15 protein-coding genes are annotated in these 15,160 nt (G+C 55.0%); 1 reads left to right on the forward strand and 14 read right to left on the reverse strand.

The window, feature by feature from the left end:
• Positions 1-40 precede the first annotated feature (40 nt).
• Positions 41-685: an exopolysaccharide biosynthesis protein gene (locus B5M07_RS17725; RefSeq protein WP_240791655.1), complete on the reverse strand. Its 645-nt coding sequence runs from the start codon at positions 683-685 to the stop codon at positions 41-43.
• 223 nt (positions 686-908) lie between these two features.
• Between B5M07_RS17725 and B5M07_RS17730 the strand changes: the two genes are divergently transcribed.
• Positions 909-1,874 carry a calcium/sodium antiporter gene (locus B5M07_RS17730; protein WP_120352499.1) on the forward strand — a complete coding sequence of 322 codons (966 nt, stop codon included), beginning with the start codon at positions 909-911 and terminating at the stop codon, positions 1,872-1,874.
• 68 nt (positions 1,875-1,942) lie between these two features.
• Here the strand turns inward: B5M07_RS17730 and B5M07_RS17735 are convergent, their stop codons facing one another.
• The 13 genes from B5M07_RS17735 to B5M07_RS17805 all read right to left on the reverse strand — a co-directional run bounded on the left by B5M07_RS17735 (position 1,943) and on the right by B5M07_RS17805 (position 15,157).
• Positions 1,943-2,404 carry a pentapeptide repeat-containing protein gene (locus B5M07_RS17735; RefSeq protein WP_240791654.1) on the reverse strand — a complete coding sequence of 154 codons (462 nt, stop codon included), beginning with the start codon at positions 2,402-2,404 and terminating at the stop codon, positions 1,943-1,945.
• A gap of 28 nt (positions 2,405-2,432) precedes the next feature.
• A complete protein-coding gene (locus B5M07_RS17740) occupies positions 2,433-2,684 on the reverse strand; it encodes a TFIIB-type zinc ribbon-containing protein (protein WP_120352500.1) in 252 nt (83 codons plus the stop codon).
• Positions 2,685-2,954: 270 nt separating this feature from the next.
• On the reverse strand, positions 2,955-4,619 hold the full coding sequence (gene tnpC, locus B5M07_RS17750) for an IS66 family transposase (RefSeq protein WP_120352501.1): 1,665 nt from the start codon (positions 4,617-4,619) through the stop codon (positions 2,955-2,957).
• A gap of 62 nt (positions 4,620-4,681) precedes the next feature.
• Positions 4,682-5,035 (reverse strand): IS66 family insertion sequence element accessory protein TnpB, encoded by a 354-nt coding sequence (gene tnpB / locus B5M07_RS17755; protein ID WP_120352502.1) that lies wholly within the window; start codon positions 5,033-5,035, stop codon positions 4,682-4,684.
• 142 nt (positions 5,036-5,177) lie between these two features.
• The gene (locus tag B5M07_RS17765) at positions 5,178-6,179 is read right to left on the reverse strand and encodes an IS30 family transposase (RefSeq protein WP_120352504.1); all 1,002 of its coding nucleotides are present in this window, start codon (positions 6,177-6,179) and stop codon (positions 5,178-5,180) included.
• 101 nt (positions 6,180-6,280) lie between these two features.
• A complete protein-coding gene (locus B5M07_RS17770) occupies positions 6,281-7,252 on the reverse strand; it encodes an IS30 family transposase (protein WP_302649204.1) in 972 nt (323 codons plus the stop codon).
• A gap of 330 nt (positions 7,253-7,582) precedes the next feature.
• Entirely contained in the window at positions 7,583-8,608 is a 1,026-nt protein-coding gene (locus B5M07_RS17775) for an IS110 family transposase (RefSeq protein ID WP_120350619.1), read from the reverse strand.
• Positions 8,609-8,836: 228 nt separating this feature from the next.
• The gene (locus tag B5M07_RS17780; RefSeq protein ID WP_120352506.1) at positions 8,837-9,457 is read right to left on the reverse strand and encodes a TetR/AcrR family transcriptional regulator; all 621 of its coding nucleotides are present in this window, start codon (positions 9,455-9,457) and stop codon (positions 8,837-8,839) included.
• 61 nt (positions 9,458-9,518) lie between these two features.
• Positions 9,519-10,682, reverse strand: coding sequence for an ABC transporter substrate-binding protein (locus B5M07_RS17785; protein ID WP_120352507.1), 1,164 nt, complete (start codon positions 10,680-10,682; stop codon positions 9,519-9,521).
• A gap of 20 nt (positions 10,683-10,702) precedes the next feature.
• A complete protein-coding gene (locus B5M07_RS17790; RefSeq protein ID WP_009808039.1) occupies positions 10,703-12,550 on the reverse strand; it encodes an AMP-dependent synthetase/ligase in 1,848 nt (615 codons plus the stop codon).
• Positions 12,547-13,317, reverse strand: coding sequence for an ABC transporter ATP-binding protein (locus tag B5M07_RS17795; RefSeq protein ID WP_064223630.1), 771 nt, complete (start codon positions 13,315-13,317; stop codon positions 12,547-12,549). Before B5M07_RS17795 ends, B5M07_RS17790 begins: the two co-directional genes overlap by 4 nt.
• A complete protein-coding gene (locus B5M07_RS17800; RefSeq protein ID WP_009808037.1) occupies positions 13,314-14,081 on the reverse strand; it encodes an ABC transporter ATP-binding protein in 768 nt (255 codons plus the stop codon). The genes B5M07_RS17795 and B5M07_RS17800 overlap by 4 nt, the downstream gene beginning before the upstream one ends.
• Positions 14,078-15,157 (reverse strand): branched-chain amino acid ABC transporter permease, encoded by a 1,080-nt coding sequence (locus B5M07_RS17805; RefSeq protein ID WP_009808036.1) that lies wholly within the window; start codon positions 15,155-15,157, stop codon positions 14,078-14,080. The genes B5M07_RS17800 and B5M07_RS17805 overlap by 4 nt, the downstream gene beginning before the upstream one ends.
• Positions 15,158-15,160: the final 3 nt, after the last annotated feature.

A 15,160-nucleotide genomic window follows, 5' to 3' on the forward strand; every position in this document is an offset into this window, starting at 1 on the left:
GACGTAATAGGTATTGGGTCTAAATTTGCATAGGACACCCTCAATGCATAATGGCATCCGCCCCGGCTGCAACTGACAACGCGACGAGAACCGTCAGGACTATCGAAGCCAGCCCCATGCCGATACCAGCAAGTACAACAAGTCCATCGCGCTCAACAAAACCAATACCTGAGACGAAAAGTGAAATAGCAGGAAACCACCCGCTGAGCGGTAAAGGAACAAACAGTGCCAAGGCAATTGCTAAGAGAAGCAATCCGATTAGACGCTCAGTTTTGGTTTGGAATACGCCTTGCAGGCGCGGTCGAGTCAGGCGCTCAACGCGTCGGGAAATCGGCCGTAGACGCAGCACAGTATTTCTCAGAGCGGAACGGGACAATGACCGTTTGGCAATCCAAGGCGGCAGCCAAATATAAGAACGCCCGAGCACCAATTGAACACTAAAGAACACCAGGGGGATGGCCGTTACAAGCGTGGCGCCCGGAGGCAGCGGCAACAGGTTAATTAGGGATGAGAGCAGAATGGCCCAACCGAATGACCGCTCCCCCAACTGTTCTAAGAGATGACCAAGGGGTATCGCGTTGCGCGGGCGCTCACTCCGAAGCACGCAAAGCAAATTGAACGATAGAGAACGACTTTTGACGGTCCTTTGCCTTTTCGACAGTGGATAACTGAAGTCGATTGTCACGATTTTCCCAAGCCCCGATGGGGAGGAGTATAGAAAAGTGTCTCTCGGATGGTGGTCATTGGTCTGCCTTTAACTTGGGGGCCCATCTGCCTGGGGTATTGATTGGCAGGTCCCTTCGGAATGCGCCCTGTTCCACTCTTGTAGGGAGCTGAATGGAACTCTATTTGGGTATGAACCTGAGGGAACCAAGAGCCTATGCAATATTCTTATGAACTGAGACCGCATGGGCATTGATCTGATCTACATCGCAGCCGGCCTCGTTTTGCTCTTCGCAGGGGGCGAAGGTCTTGTTCGCGGTAGCGTTGCGATTGCCGAACGGGCCGGACTCTCCAAAATGGTCATTGGCTTGACGATCGTTGGGTTTGGCACATCAGCACCAGAGCTGCTGGTCTCCTTGAAGGCCGCTTTCAGCGGATCCCCCGAAATTGCTCTGGGCAATGTGGTCGGAAGCAATATCGCCAATATCCTACTTATCATCGGGGCTGGGGCCTTGATCATGCCGATCGCCGGTTGGGATAGGTCTGCTGTACGGGAAGCGATGGTAGCGGCCTTGGTCGCTTTCGCGCTGTTTGGCCTGCTCAAAGGAGCGTTTCTAAACCGCCTCGAGGGCGCACTTTTGCTCGCGGTTCTAGCTGTCTACCTCGGTGCGACGTTCTGGATGGAAAAACGCAGCCGGGACTCCCAGATGTTCGAGCATGAGACCGAGGAGTTTGAAAGTTCCGGCATCACCAAAACGAGCGTTGCCACCGTCTTTGTTCTAGGCGGCATCATAGCGCTCGTGGCGGGTGCTAATCTGCTGGTGTCCGGGGCCGGGTCCATCGCGAAAACGTTCGGGGTTTCCGATGCTGTGATTGGTCTGTCCCTCGTAGCCATCGGCACCTCCCTGCCTGAACTGGCCACATCTATCTCTGCGGCCCTCAAAAAACAGTCTGACGTGGTCATAGGCAATGTGATTGGGAGTAATATTTTCAACGTCCTAGCGATCCTTGGGATCACATCCGCAATCGTTCCGATTGAAGTCAGTGAACGGTTCCAGGGGCTTGATATGGTGCTCATGCTACTACTGTCCTGCGGCCTGGCTGTGATCTTGTTTGCAGCCAAGCGCATCGGTCGAGTAGCAGGCTTCCTGTTCATAGCGGGTTATGCAGTTTACATTGGATACCTGTTCCAAAGCGGCGCGATCAGCTAGCCTTCCTGAATATTCCCGGCCGAGGCCGCATGAAGATGTAGCTCAAGCCAGACCGATTAGATGGCCGCTCAATCGCATTCGGTGCTGACCATCGTCTCATCTGGCACCTGCGTGTTGCAGTAGATCCCAGCATCAAGATCAGTGTCGATGAGAATGGCATCTTCGAAGACGGCTGCTTTGAGAACCGCGTTCTCGAATGTTACGTTGATGAGCTTGGCACCGGTAAAACTGGCGCCCGTCAAATCGGCAGAGGCAAACGAAACATTCTCGAGGGTAGCCTGGTCAAACAGCGAAAGGTTGAGACCTGCTTCCGAGAAGTCGACGTCCCTTAATTGAGCTTCGGTCAGGTCAATTCCGGTCAACTTCCGACCTGTGAGGTCCATCTGCTCGAAGGTACAACCGGAACATCTGCCGAGCATGCGCAATTGCTTCTCCTGCTCCGGTTCCTGCCCGATCGCGGAAGTGCCAAAGAGAGAAGCGACAGTCAGAAGCACGCCAAGGCAGCTCGTCGGAAACGCATGATTTTTCAAGAAGTACCACCTAAGCCCATCAGGCCTTTCAAAAGTCAAAAAGCTCGCTCAAAAAGCCTTCGCGACGCTTCTTTTTATAAGGCTTGCCGTGGTCGCGATCTTGTCCCGAACTGCGCAGGGAGGCGACCTCACGGGGGGCAGGTTCGGGATCCGACCGTTCAATGATCTTGTCCAGCTCGCCTCGGTCTAACCAAACCCCACGACATTGAGGGCAGTAGTCAATTTCTACACCGGAGCGGTCTGTCATCACCAGTTGGGTTCCATCGATCGGACATTGCATAGGTAGCCTCCTGCGTTTTAGCTGAATTGGGGATACTAGCGGCAAATTGCAATCTATCTGCGCTCAAACATTCATGTCATCTGGAGCAACGGTGTCACAAAGGGCTCGATGTCGGAGCTTTCCTTGCCAGGTCAGCTTGCCGTATCCATCTGATCCAACTGCAGCCCTATTGTCATCGTCTCAATTGTATGCGGCGTCCACGCCCCATTGTGAATCTACTTGCGGTCGGGTTTTCGCTTTCGTGAGTGCTCAGAATGAGCTCACTGGGGACTACCGGATGAGCTCATTATGAGGGGATGAGGCCGCAGCGTAGGCCCATGGCATTAAAGCATCGATGTCTTGGTCGAGATGACCGTTGGCGAGCTTGGTGAAGAGGTCGCGCAAGTAGGCATAGGGCTCCACGCCGTTCATCTTGCAGCTGCCGATCAGGCTTGCGAAGCGCGCCCAAGAACGGCCGCCCTCATCGTGGCCAGCAAAAAGCGCGTTGCGGCGGTTCATGGCCGGGCTGCGGATAGCGTTCTCGACAAGGTTGGAGTCCATGTCGACATGGCCATCTTCGAGGAAGAGCTGGAAGCCGTCTTGTCGCCGCAGCATGTAGGCAAGCGCCACACCGAGGTCGGATTTGCGCGAGACGCGCGCGGCCTGAGCGGCCAACCAGGCGAAGAACTGATCCACCAGAGGGCGAGACAATTCTTGGCGGACCGCCCGACGATGCTCAGGCGCTGACCCGCGGATGGCATCCTCGATCTTGTACAGCGCCGCGATGCGCACCAACGCCTCATCGACGATGGGCGAGCCTTTCTGCGGCGTGGCCTTGATCAGCTTGCGCCGCCCATGGGCCCAGCAGAATGCCAGCTTCAATGGCTCACCCCCCTTGCGGTTTGGCTTAGCCAGATGGGTATAGCCGCCATAGGCGTCGACTTGGATCGTGCCATTGAAGCCAGTCAGGAGTTCATTGGCGTATTCGCCCTTTCGGCCGGGCCGATAGTGGAACACCACGCCCGGTGGCGCCGGGCCGTTCCAGCCGCGATCGTCGCGCAGCACCGCCCAAAGATAGCCGGTCTTGGTCTTGCCACGTCCGGGGTCCAAAACGGGGGCGGTCGTCTCATCGACATAAAGCCGGGTGCTGCCCTGTTTCAGCAGCACCGCCATTCGGTCCACCACCGGCGCGATCAGCGCACCGGTCCGACCCATCCAGTCGGCGAGGACCGATCGGTCGATCGGCACACCGTGCCGCGCCATGACCACAGCTTGGCGGTTCAGCGGCATGTGCTCGGAATGCTTGGACACGGCGATCTGCGCCAGCAGCGCCTCGGTGGGCCAACTGCCCTCCAGAAGATGCGCCGGAGCTTTCGCCTGCACCACGCCTGCGCGACCTTTGGGACAGGCGTATTTAGGGCGGATTGTGACGATCACCTGATACCGCGCCGGGATGTAATCCAGCCGGTCGACCCGATCCTCGCCGATCTTGACCATGTCGCCACAACCGCAAGGGCAGACGATGCTGTCTGGCTCAATGATGCGCTCGACGCGCGTCAGGTGTTCCGGCAAGGCGCGCGCTTTGCGCTTCTTGCGCGGCGCCTTCTTCTCGGGATTGGCCTCACTGGCCGCAATCTTCGCCTCGACAGCGTCAATCTGTTGCTGGGTCTCGGCGATGGCGGCTTCCAGATCCTCCAGCGCCAGTTCGAGCTGCGCAGTGTCCAACTTCTCGGATTTAGGCCCAAACTTCGCATGTCGGTATTGTCCGACTTGACCTTGCAGCTTCTCGATCAGGGCCTTCAACTCGGTGATGAAGGTGTCCTTTTCGGCGACGACCGCCTGCTCATGCTGGCGGGCCGCACGCTCAACCGCCAGCTCAAACTGCGCGGCCTCGAACGCCTTCACAACTTCGGGCGGAAGGTCTGGAAATAGGCTGAGATCGAAGGGCTGCGACATGTGGATTTATAGCTGTTCCCGCAAGGAAAGCCAATAAAACAAAGCCAAAACAGCCTAATAAATCAACCCGCAGCAACGGGGGCAGCGACCCGCTGCGCAATGATCCGGCGCCAGTCCAAACCTTCAAACAGAGCTTCGTGCTGGGCGCGCGACAGCCGCATTGTCCCGTCCTGAACCTTCGGCCAAGCAAAGCTGCCTTGCTCCAGAACTTTGTAAACCATCACAAGACCTGTTCCATCCCAAACCAAAATCTTCAGCCTGTCACCGCGTTTCGAACGGAACACGATCGTTACCCCCGAATGAGGATCGAGCTTCAGCTCAGTTTGTACGATCAACGCCAACGCCCGATGGCCGCAGCGGAAGTCTACCGGCCGCGTCGCGATCAAGATAGGCTGGCGCTGCCCCGCGACAATCATGTCGATCCTCGCAACGCATGCGCCACCGCTGCTGCTCGCTCCGCCGGAACATCGCCCGGCACCCGCAACACCACATCGGCCCCAATTTCGATCTGTGAGCGATACCTGAACTGCGACTCTTATCGAGCTCAGGGTAGGGGCGTCATCGCATTTCCTCCAACATCTTTTCGCGGAAGACCTCGGCTGGCGTCTTCCATCCGAGGCACTTGCGCGGCGTGTTGTTGAGGCGATCACAGATCACCTTCATATCGTGATCTGTGCATTGCCGGAGGTCGCGTTTGCGGGGCAACCACCTTCGAAGGCGTCGATTTGTGTTCTCGACTGTGCCTTTCTGCCAGGGGCTGGAGGGGTCGCAGAACCACGTCTGGGTTCCGATCTCAGCTTGTAGGTGTGGCCAACTGACAAACTCAGTTCCGCGATCAAAAGTGATGGACCGACGGGCGACGAGGGGAAGATCTTTGAGAGACCTTATGATCTTTCCCATGACCGGCTTGGTGCGCCTGTTCGGGTTTTTCAGGATCACGGTGAAGCGGCTGACGCGCTCAACCAATGAGGTAACGTTGGACTGGCCAAGCTTCTGTTTGAACAGCATTAAATCAGCTTCCCAGTGGCCAAACTGACGGCGATGAGCGACATCATCGGGTCGGAACAGGATACTGACATCGCGGTGGAATTTGGGTTCTCTGCGCCTTCTGGTGCGACGCGGTCTGCGGGCGACACGGTGGGTCGGTAGATACCACCACAGGTCTTCGCGCTGACCTTCCTTGGAATAGATGTAGCGATAGATGGTTTCCTGGCAGACCCTGAGGGAAGCGCGCTCGTGGATCATGCGGTTACTGATCTGCTCTGGTGTCCAACCGTTCTTGATACGCTCAATCACGCGCTTTCGAAGCTCAGGATGTTTGATCAGTTTGCGCTCCCGAGCACGGCGTTCCGCTTGTATCAGGTGCGCAGCTGCACCGTAATAGCCATCGCATCCGGGCATGTTTTCATCCGAGAAATGGTTGCGCTTCAGCTCACGGAATATCGTGGATCTGCAGCGCTTCAGAACGCGCGCCATCTCATCGACGGGGACCTTTGCGTGTCTCCAGCGTTCTATCTTGCGTCGTTCTGTGATACTCAGTTGGCTGTAAACGGCTCCCATACCGATTCCTCTCACTAGATAAACTACTGTTTTCTAACAAGAGTCGTACTTGAGGGTAGCGCGCGCCCCTGGAATCTCAAGACACGTTGCGACGCGTTCCTCTATCTCATTTTCATCAGTTCTTCTCTGAAGGCTTCCGTTGGCGTGCGCCAGCCCAGGCACTTTCTTGGCGTGCCGTTCAAGCGATCGCAAATCGATTTCATGTCTCGATTTGAGAGCGCGGCCACGGGTGCATCGCGTGGTAGATACCGCCGTGCGCGCTTATTCAGATTCTCGACTGCACCCTTTTGCCACGGAGCCTGCGGATCGCAGAACCACGCCTCGGTTCCGATACCGGGCTTCAGCTTGCGCCAGTCGCGGAATTCGATCCCTCGATCAAAGGTGATCGATTTTCGCGCCGGCTGGGGCAGGGGTTCCATCACACTCATCAGCTTGTTCATCAGGTGCGTCGTACTGCGGTCGTTGTTGCGGAACAGAACGGCAAAGCGCGTTTTGCGTTCCACCAGAGAAGCAACATTGGTTTTACCGTGCGCTCTCTCAAAAATCATGAGGTCGCCTTCCCATTCACCAAATGTTTCGCGGGTTTTAACATAGTCAGGCCGCTGGTGAATCGACCGATCTGGTGGGAAAGCAAGACCTCGAGGTGTTCGCCTGCGTCTTGGTTGCCGCTTCTTACGGCGATGCGGTAGATACCGCGCCAATTCTTCGGACTGGCCATCGGGTCCGTAAATGTAGGCATAGATCGTCTCGTGGCTGACACGAAGTTTCTGGCCGTCCAACTGAAGTCGACCCGCGATCTGTTCCGGAGACCAGCCAACTTTGAGCTGTTTAATCACGGCATCTCGCAATTCAATAAACCGCACCAGCTTGCGCCGACGCGCGCGCCGGTCGACGGCGGACCTCTGCGCGGTCACACCGTAATAACCACTAAGATTGGGGAGCTCTTTATCAATGTATCTGTTCCGCTTGATCTCACGAAACCCGGTCGAACGATGTCTCCCAATCTCAACTGCAATCTTGTTCACTGACATCTTCGCGTTCAACATGTCTTCAATCGTGCGTCTTTCACGCAATCCTAACTCTGTGTGGGCCGTGTCCGTTCTTCTTGCTTTCCAGCAAGATAGGGGATTTGTCGCAACCCACGTGTGGATGCCCCGGTTTATGTGGGTGATTGTTTCGACGTTTAGATAGCATGATCGGGTGCAGTCACGTGTCCGGCCTGTTTGTGCAGCACACTTGGCTGCTGGCCCTTATGGAGATGCGCGAACTTGGCTCCAAATCAGTTTATCGGGCTCGAAGCCGCGAAGGGTTGCACTGGTTTTTCCATGTTCGTTCTCGTCGATCCGCTTTCCTTAGTCGATCCTTTCGTCCTCACATACCTGCCGGTATCCGTGGGTCTGCCGCTAAGCGACGGCCCCGCGAATGCGATAAATCTGGCCCGTCATCAACATGGCCCAAAGCCTCCGAGCCATGCGGTTTGCCAAAGCAACAGCAACAACCATACGGGGGCGTGTTTCAAGCATACGCGCTAACCATGGTTCGGCACAACGCTTCCATCGTTCGATGGAATTGATGACGGACATTGCACCGATGATCAGCAACCGCCTCACATCTTTCTGGCCCATTTTTGTAATTCGCCCCAACCGTTCCTTACCACCTGTCGAATGCTGTCGAGGTACAAGACCAAGCCATGCTGCAAAATCCCGCCCCGTGCGAAAGTTTTTGGCGGGAGGACAGAAGGCCGAAATTGCGATGGCGGACATCGGGCCGACGCCAGGCATCGTTTGCATAAGCCGCGTTTCCTCTGACGTTTTTGCATGCATCTTGATGGAATGATCCAGACCTTCGACTTCTGCGCTGATAGTCTCGATCTGCGCTAGGAGCCGTTCCGCCAAGCCTTTGGCTTCGTCGGGCAGTTTATGTGCCTGTTCCTCTACTTCTCGTTTGAGAATATCAGCGTTCCGAATGCGTAGCCGCAGCACAATCCCAAACTCCGCCAAGTATCCGCGAAGCGAATTGATAAGCTGGGTGCGCTGCCGCACGAACAATTCGCGCGTCCGAAACAACATCGCCTGTGCTTGCTGTTCCGGGGCTTTCACTGGGACGAAGCGCATTGAGGGACGCATCGCGGCTTCTGCAATGGCCTCTGCATCGACAACATCACTCTTGTGGCGTTTGACAAACGGTTTCACATATCGTGCCGGTACCAATCGAACCTCATGACCTGCAGCAAGCGCTTCACGCCCCCAATGATGGGCGGACGCGCACGCTTCCATCGCAAAAATGCAACTTGGGTGCTCATTTAGAAACTTATTGAACTGAGGCCGGCTCAGCTTTCTACGGTATAAGACTTTACCTGCGGCATCAGCGCCGTGTATTTGAAAAACGCGCTTCGCCAGGTCGATACCGATGATAAATGCTTCTGACATTTGTTCCTCCTGCAAGACGTCCGCACCACCATGGCTCGGACGGTTCTATAATGAACCAGCAGGAGGGGCATCCAATCCATCAGTTTAGAATGTGCCCGAAACAAAATATAAAGGCGCATAATGAAGTTTATGTTAATTATGAAAGTGCTCCTTCAAAAATCCGAGAGTCCATCTTATGTTAAATCTTTAATAAAATCGGCGCTGTTTGAATAGGCAACAAATTTAGAATCAAGTATTCTTCGCACCCACGCCATGGATGATTAGTTCCAGCATTTCATCTGCAATACTCTCTGGGTTAAGCGGCCCTTTCGGATTATACCAGATCGGCATCTGGTTGAAGGCCGAAAAAAGCACATGTGCGAGGCGCTTTGAGTCGCAATCGCGGATAGAACCGTCTTTGATCCCTTCTGCGATAATACTTTCAAGAAAATTCTGACCGTGTATCAGTGTCTGACGCAAATTCTTCTGATTTTCTCCGGTCAGATTGCGCCGCGCTTCGCGCATCAAGGCAGAGCCGAATTCGCTCACAACCATGTTCGCATAGACTCTAAAGAATACGCGGATACGATCAAGCCCGTTACCCTGAACTTCCTGTGCCGATGTGAAGCATAGCTCGACCCGCTCCAGCGAGATGCGGGCGCATTGCATCAGGATATCTTCTTTGCTTTTGGCGTAATAATAAAGCGCGGGCTTGGTGACTGCGAGTGCCGCTGCGATGTCATCCATCGATGTCTGTTTGTATCCGACTGTTGAAAACGAATGCGCGGCCAGATTGAGCATGGCCCGCCGTTTCAGCTTTTGCTGGCCTTTGGCATCTTTGGTTTTTTTGTGCCAATGGATTCTAGTCAAAGCTACTCTTTCAAAACCAACGGGCGGAACCGAAGCACCGCCCGCATTTATCACTGACAGATTAGTAGTCGAGCCCGCGGGCCGCAATAGTCCATTTACCGTCTTCGACTTTTGCCATAATCAGACTTTCGATGCCCTGATGGTCTTCCGGGCCAAAGCTGACCGACTGGCCGCCGATCGGATCAACATAGCTAGTGATCGCGTCGGTTGCGGCCAGAAATCCTTCGGTCGTCAGATCGCGACCAGCAGCTTCGAGCGCCACGGCAATCAGGTCGATGAAAACGTAACCAAGCTGCGCTTGTGGGGCCATCTTTTCACCGTAAATTTCGCTGTAACTCTCCAGGATACGTTTTGCTTCCCCTTCGGAGTCTCCTGCGTTCGCAAAAACAAAAGGCGATACCAGATATAGACCATCCATCGCGCCATCAGCGGCAGTCGCAACTGCATCCATATAGGACACCATTCCAGTCACGAAAGTCGGTTCAAAACCAAGCTTTTTAGATGTTGCAACAACTAGAATTGTATCGCGCACCCCACCCGCCAGAAACACGATATCGCAACCGGCGTTTTTCAATGTGGTTACAGACGAGAGCATATCGGATTCGGTTGCCGAATGCTCCGTTTTGGCCGCGACTTTCATGTCATACTCTGCCAATTGCTGCGTGACGCCAAGCGCCATTGATTCACCAGCTTCATTTGCGAGTTGCGCAATGCAGGGTGTTGAGAAATCACCATTTTCCTTGAAGTATGCAACGCCCGCGCGAAACTGGTCTGTATAGCTGCGAAAAAATGCGTATTTCATCGGATCCAATGGTTCATACATCTCGACCTCGGCCGACATCGGGAACATGTTGGGAATTCCCGCTTCAATTTGTTGCGGCATGATCGCTAGGTTCATCGGTGTGCCAAGCGCGCCAACCATCGCAAAAATCTGGTCGCGGCGCATCAGTTTGTTTGCAACCTGAATCGCGCGGGGCACCTGATATTGCGTGTCCTCGATTATAATCTCAAGCTGGCGACCGTGAATGCCGCCCGCCGCATTGATCTCGTCCACGCGCATGCGCAGGCCATTCGCCTCGGGCACACCCCAGACTGCCAACGGCCCGCTTAGGTCCGTATAGGTGCCAAGCGTGATCATGTCGTCGGTCACGCCCTGCAGCCCCTCGGCCATCGCGCCGGTGGCTGTCATTGCGGTAAACGCAAGTGCTGTTGCTAGTTTCTTCATTGGTCTCTCCCTTTGGTGTTTCAATACATCGTTTCGATCAGGTCTTTGTATTTGCGCTCGATCTCGTTGCGCTTAAGCTTCATCGTCGGAGTCAGCTCGTCGTCTTCGGCTGTCAAAAGTACGTCGATCAGCCGGAATTTCTTTACCTGCTCGACCGGCGCGAAACCGCTGTTCGCCTGTTCCACCTCGCCTTCGATCAAGTCCTGGATTTGGGTGTTTGCGCACAGGGATTTGTAGTTGGAAAACGGGATACGCTTTTCCTGCGCGTATTTTTCAACGTTTTCGTGGTCGATCATGATCAGCACGCTCAGGTATTTGCGCTTGTCCCCGATGATCACCGCATCAGAAATATAGGGCGAGAATTTGAGCTCGTTTTCCAACTGCGAAGGCGTAATGTTCTTGCCGCCTGCGGTGATGATGATGTCCTTCTTGCGGTCCAGAATAGTTAGGTCACCATTGGCATCCATCGTCCCAACATCACCCGTATAGACCCAGCCATCGACCACGGTTTCCGCCGTCTTTTCAGGCTGGTTCAGATAACCCGAAAAATTGCTGGATGAGCGAATGAGGATTTCACCGTCATCGGCCAGTTTCGCTTCGACATTGCGCATTGCCCGGCCGATGGAACCGATCGGTGATCTGCCCGGTATGGTTGCAGTCACAATGCCGGTTTCGGTCTGGCCATATGCCTCTTGTACTGTCACCCCAAGGGCATTGAACCAGCTGAGCAGTCGGGCTGAAATCGGTGCCGCACCCGATACGATCGTATGCGCGCGCGCCAGTCCCAGTTCGACCCTGATATTTCGAAGCACCAGAAAGTCCAGCACCTTATGCCTAAGCCTAAGCATCGTCGGCACAGATTTTCCCGCAGCAATCAATGCCTCCCTGCGTCCAGCCGTTTTCAGGGCTTGGTCATAGGCAAACCGGCCAAATGCGGTGGCATCATTCATCACAAAATTGATACGGGAATAGAATTTTTCCCACACGCGCGGCACCGCAAAGATGAATGTTGGCGCGACTTCCTGAATGTCAGCGGCAAATGTATCGCCGCTTTCCGCGATGTTGATGGTTATGCCGTGACGGATCGGCACGCAGACAGACAGGATCCGTTCGGCCGCGTGACACAGCGGCAGGAACGTCAAAACTTCATCGCCCGGTCCGAGCGGCAATTCGGGGTAATTATCCGATTGCGCTAGAAAGAAGCGGTGCGACATCGCGGCACCTTTGGGAGCACCGGTTGTGCCGGACGTATAGATCAGCGTTGCGATATCTTCGGGATCGCCCGCATCAACGCGGCGCTCAAATTCAACGCTCAGTTCTTCGATTTTAGCGTCCGACAGTGCGAGAAATTCTTCCCAGCCTATGACTTTGTCATGCTGGAAACTGCGCAACCCTTCCATATCAAATACGATAACTTTTTCGAGATGATCAAGCTGGTCCTCCACACCCAGATACTTATCTAGCTGCTCTTCATCCTCAACGAATAGCACCTTCGCTCCGCTATCGTTCAACTGATAGGCAACTTGCTTTTCCTGCAAAGTAGGATATAGCCCGTGAGTCGTGGCCCCGATGCACTGGATGCCAAGGTCGGCAAACACCCACTCCTTGTTGTCTTCACTAATGATCGCGGCCACGTCACCTTCACGGTAGCCCAACGCCATAAGTGAACACCCGACCCTGCGCGCGGATGCGTAATAGTCCAGCCAGCTGAATTCTTTCCAGATGCCGAAATCCTTTTCGCGGATTGCGATTTTGTTGCCGAACTTCTTGCAGTTCTGCCGGAACAGTTTGGAGAACGTGTCACAGCCGTCAATCTGGACCGGCGGCGGCGTCCATCCTGCGGTGGATTGGTCTTGCATTGTGTTCATCGCCACGTCTTTCTTGCTTTCCAGCGGCGGTCGCCGCGCGCACTTTCTGCTTTGATGCCAAGGTAGAATTCGCGAATGTCAGCACTTTTCATGAGAACGTCGCGTTCACCTTCCATAACGATCCGGCCGGTTTCAAGGACGTACCCGAAATCGGCGGCCGGCAGCGCAACACTGGCGTTCTGTTCAACCAGCAACATGGTCACGCCTTCTTCGACGTTGATCCGTTTGATGATCTGGAAAATCTCGGAAATCAGGAGCGGTGACAGGCCCAGCGACGGCTCGTCCAGCAACATCACGCGCGGACGCTGCATAAACGCGCGACCCAAAGCCAACATCTGTTGTTGCCCGCCAGATAGATAGATCGCCTGCTTTTCCAGAAAGGTGCGCAGCACGGGAAACCAGCCCAGCACCTTTTCCAAGTCACGCGCCACTTCATCGCGATCCTTGCGGCAATAGGCACCCATCATCAGGTTGTCCTTGACCGACAAGAGGGAAAACACTTCGCGCCCTTCGGGTGAATGGGCGATGCCGGCGCGCGCGATGACATCTGGGTCAAGCGCGGTGATATCGCGCCCTTCAAATTCCACCTGCCCCTTGAACGGATCAAGCGCGCCGGAGATGGTTTTCAAAATCGTCGTTTTGCCCGCCCCATTGGAGCCCATGACCGTAACGACCGACCCTTCCTTGACCGTCAGGCTGATGCCGCGAATGGCCATCACCCTGCCATACATCGTTTCGACGTTGCTGGCGCGCAGTACCTCGGTCATGCTGCCTGCCCTCCCAGATATGCCGCCTGAACATCGGGATCGCTTTGAACTTCGGATGCGCTGCCGCTTGCAAGAAACCGGCCTTCGTTGATGGCCAGCACCATGTCCGAAACTTTGTTCACCAGTTTCATGTCGTGTTCGATCATAACAACGGTGACACCCAGGACCTCGCGGATATCTTCAATCACAAAAGCAGTATCGTCGGTTTCCTCGCTGGTCAGTCCGCTTGACGGTTCGTCCAGCAACAGGATCTTTGGCTCCGACACCAACGCGCGGGCCATTTCGGTCTTTTTGCGCACGCCATACGGCAAATCCGCAACCCGTGCATGACGGTAGCCTTCGAGATCAAGAAACTCGATTATTTCTTCGGCTTTGCGGCGGTGGGCCAGTTCCTGACGCATCTGCGAACGGGTAAAAAACAGCTCACTCAGAGGCCCGAATTTGCCGTGACGGATGCGCCCGATCAGCAAGTTATCAAGCAATGACGCATGTTCGAACAGTTCGATATTCTGGAACGTCCGCGCAATGCCGTGGTTGATTACCTCATGGGATTTCGCTTTTCGCAGGCTTTTGCCGTTGAACCGGATGTCGCCTTGCGACGGATCGTAAATCCGGCAGATGAGGTTGAACACCGTGCTTTTGCCCGCGCCATTGGGGCCAATGATGGTGAACACCGACCCCGGTTCAACTGAAAAGCTCAAGCCATCCACCGCTTTCAAACCACCAAAGGAAAGCGATACGTTATCTATCTCCAACCCGTTCATCTTAAACGCTCCGTTTTGAGGAATGTCTTCTGACGCTGGAAACTGCGCTTCTTGTACATCGGGAACACGTTGAAATAGTGATGGATCTTGGTCCAGCGTCCATAAAGTCCGTCAGGTTCGAACAGGATGAACCCCAGCAGGATCAGACCGAATGCAAGACTATCGAAACCGCCGGACGTGGCGACTGCACTGGGCAGCACGATCTTGACCCAGCTCAACACGGTTGGCAGCAGCACGATAAAGAACGCCCCAAAAACCGCGCCGTGGATGGTTCCGATCCCGCCGACGACGATCATCAACAGCAGACGGATGGATTCCCCCATTCCGAAGGTTTCCGGCGTGATGTAGAAGAAGGCGTGCGCCAGCAGCCCGCCCGCGAGGCCCGCAAAAACTGCCGAGATGAAGAACGCATATGCCTTGAAGAAGGCCACATTGGTTCCCAACGCCCGCGCCGACACTTCGGAGTCGCGGATCGCAATCATGGCGCGACCCGACCTTGTGCGTGTCAGGTTGCGAACGATCAGGATACAACCCACGAAGATGACAAAATTCAGCAGATAAACTTTCCAGCTTTCGTCGATGGCCAGCCCGAGAATATTGATTTCCGGCACCGAAAGGCCACGATGACCGCCTGTGAAATCGCCCGCACCACCGATGAGCCGTTCGGTCACAATCGCAATCGAAAGCGTGGCAATCGCCAGATACAGCCCGTGCATCTTTCCGCAGATCCGTCCGACGGCCAACCCGACCAGCCCAGCCACCAACGCCGCTATCGGCAGCGACAAAAGCCACGGCACGCTGTAACGGGTCAGCAGGATCGTGTGAGTGTAGGCACCGATTGCGACAAACGCCGCCTGTCCGAAACTCACCTGCCCGGAAAATCCGGTCAGCACCATTAGCCCGAGACCCGCGATAGCATAGATGAATACGAATGAGAGTTCATCCAGAAAATAGCCGTCCAGAAACAGCGGCGCGGCCAGTGCGATCGCGGCAAACAGCAGATACCAGAATGCCTGTCCACGGTCGCGGAAAAGCTGGATGTCCTGAACATAGGATTTGCGAAAAATTACGCGCATGGC

The sequence above is a fragment of the Sulfitobacter sp. D7 genome (genome assembly GCF_003611275.1).
Classification (GTDB): Bacteria; Pseudomonadota; Alphaproteobacteria; order Rhodobacterales; family Rhodobacteraceae; genus Sulfitobacter; species Sulfitobacter profundi.

Coding starts and splice junctions, on each gene's coding strand:
- B5M07_RS17790 (WP_009808039.1), bottom strand. CDS start 12,550: ATGAACACAATGCAAGACCAATCCACCGCAGGATGGACGCCGCCGCCG.
- B5M07_RS17805 (WP_009808036.1), bottom strand. CDS start 15,157: ATGCGCGTAATTTTTCGCAAATCCTATGTTCAGGACATCCAGCTTTTC.
- B5M07_RS17740 (WP_120352500.1), bottom strand. CDS start 2,684: ATGCAATGTCCGATCGATGGAACCCAACTGGTGATGACAGACCGCTCC.
- tnpC (WP_120352501.1), bottom strand. CDS start 4,619: ATGTCGCAGCCCTTCGATCTCAGCCTATTTCCAGACCTTCCGCCCGAA.
- B5M07_RS17775 (WP_120350619.1), bottom strand. CDS start 8,608: ATGTCAGAAGCATTTATCATCGGTATCGACCTGGCGAAGCGCGTTTTT.
- B5M07_RS17785 (WP_120352507.1), bottom strand. CDS start 10,682: ATGAAGAAACTAGCAACAGCACTTGCGTTTACCGCAATGACAGCCACC.
- B5M07_RS17795 (WP_064223630.1), bottom strand. CDS start 13,317: ATGACCGAGGTACTGCGCGCCAGCAACGTCGAAACGATGTATGGCAGG.
- B5M07_RS17730 (WP_120352499.1), top strand. CDS start 909: ATGGGCATTGATCTGATCTACATCGCAGCCGGCCTCGTTTTGCTCTTC.
- B5M07_RS17800 (WP_009808037.1), bottom strand. CDS start 14,081: ATGAACGGGTTGGAGATAGATAACGTATCGCTTTCCTTTGGTGGTTTG.
- tnpB (WP_120352502.1), bottom strand. CDS start 5,035: ATGATTGTCGCGGGGCAGCGCCAGCCTATCTTGATCGCGACGCGGCCG.
- B5M07_RS17765 (WP_120352504.1), bottom strand. CDS start 6,179: ATGGGAGCCGTTTACAGCCAACTGAGTATCACAGAACGACGCAAGATA.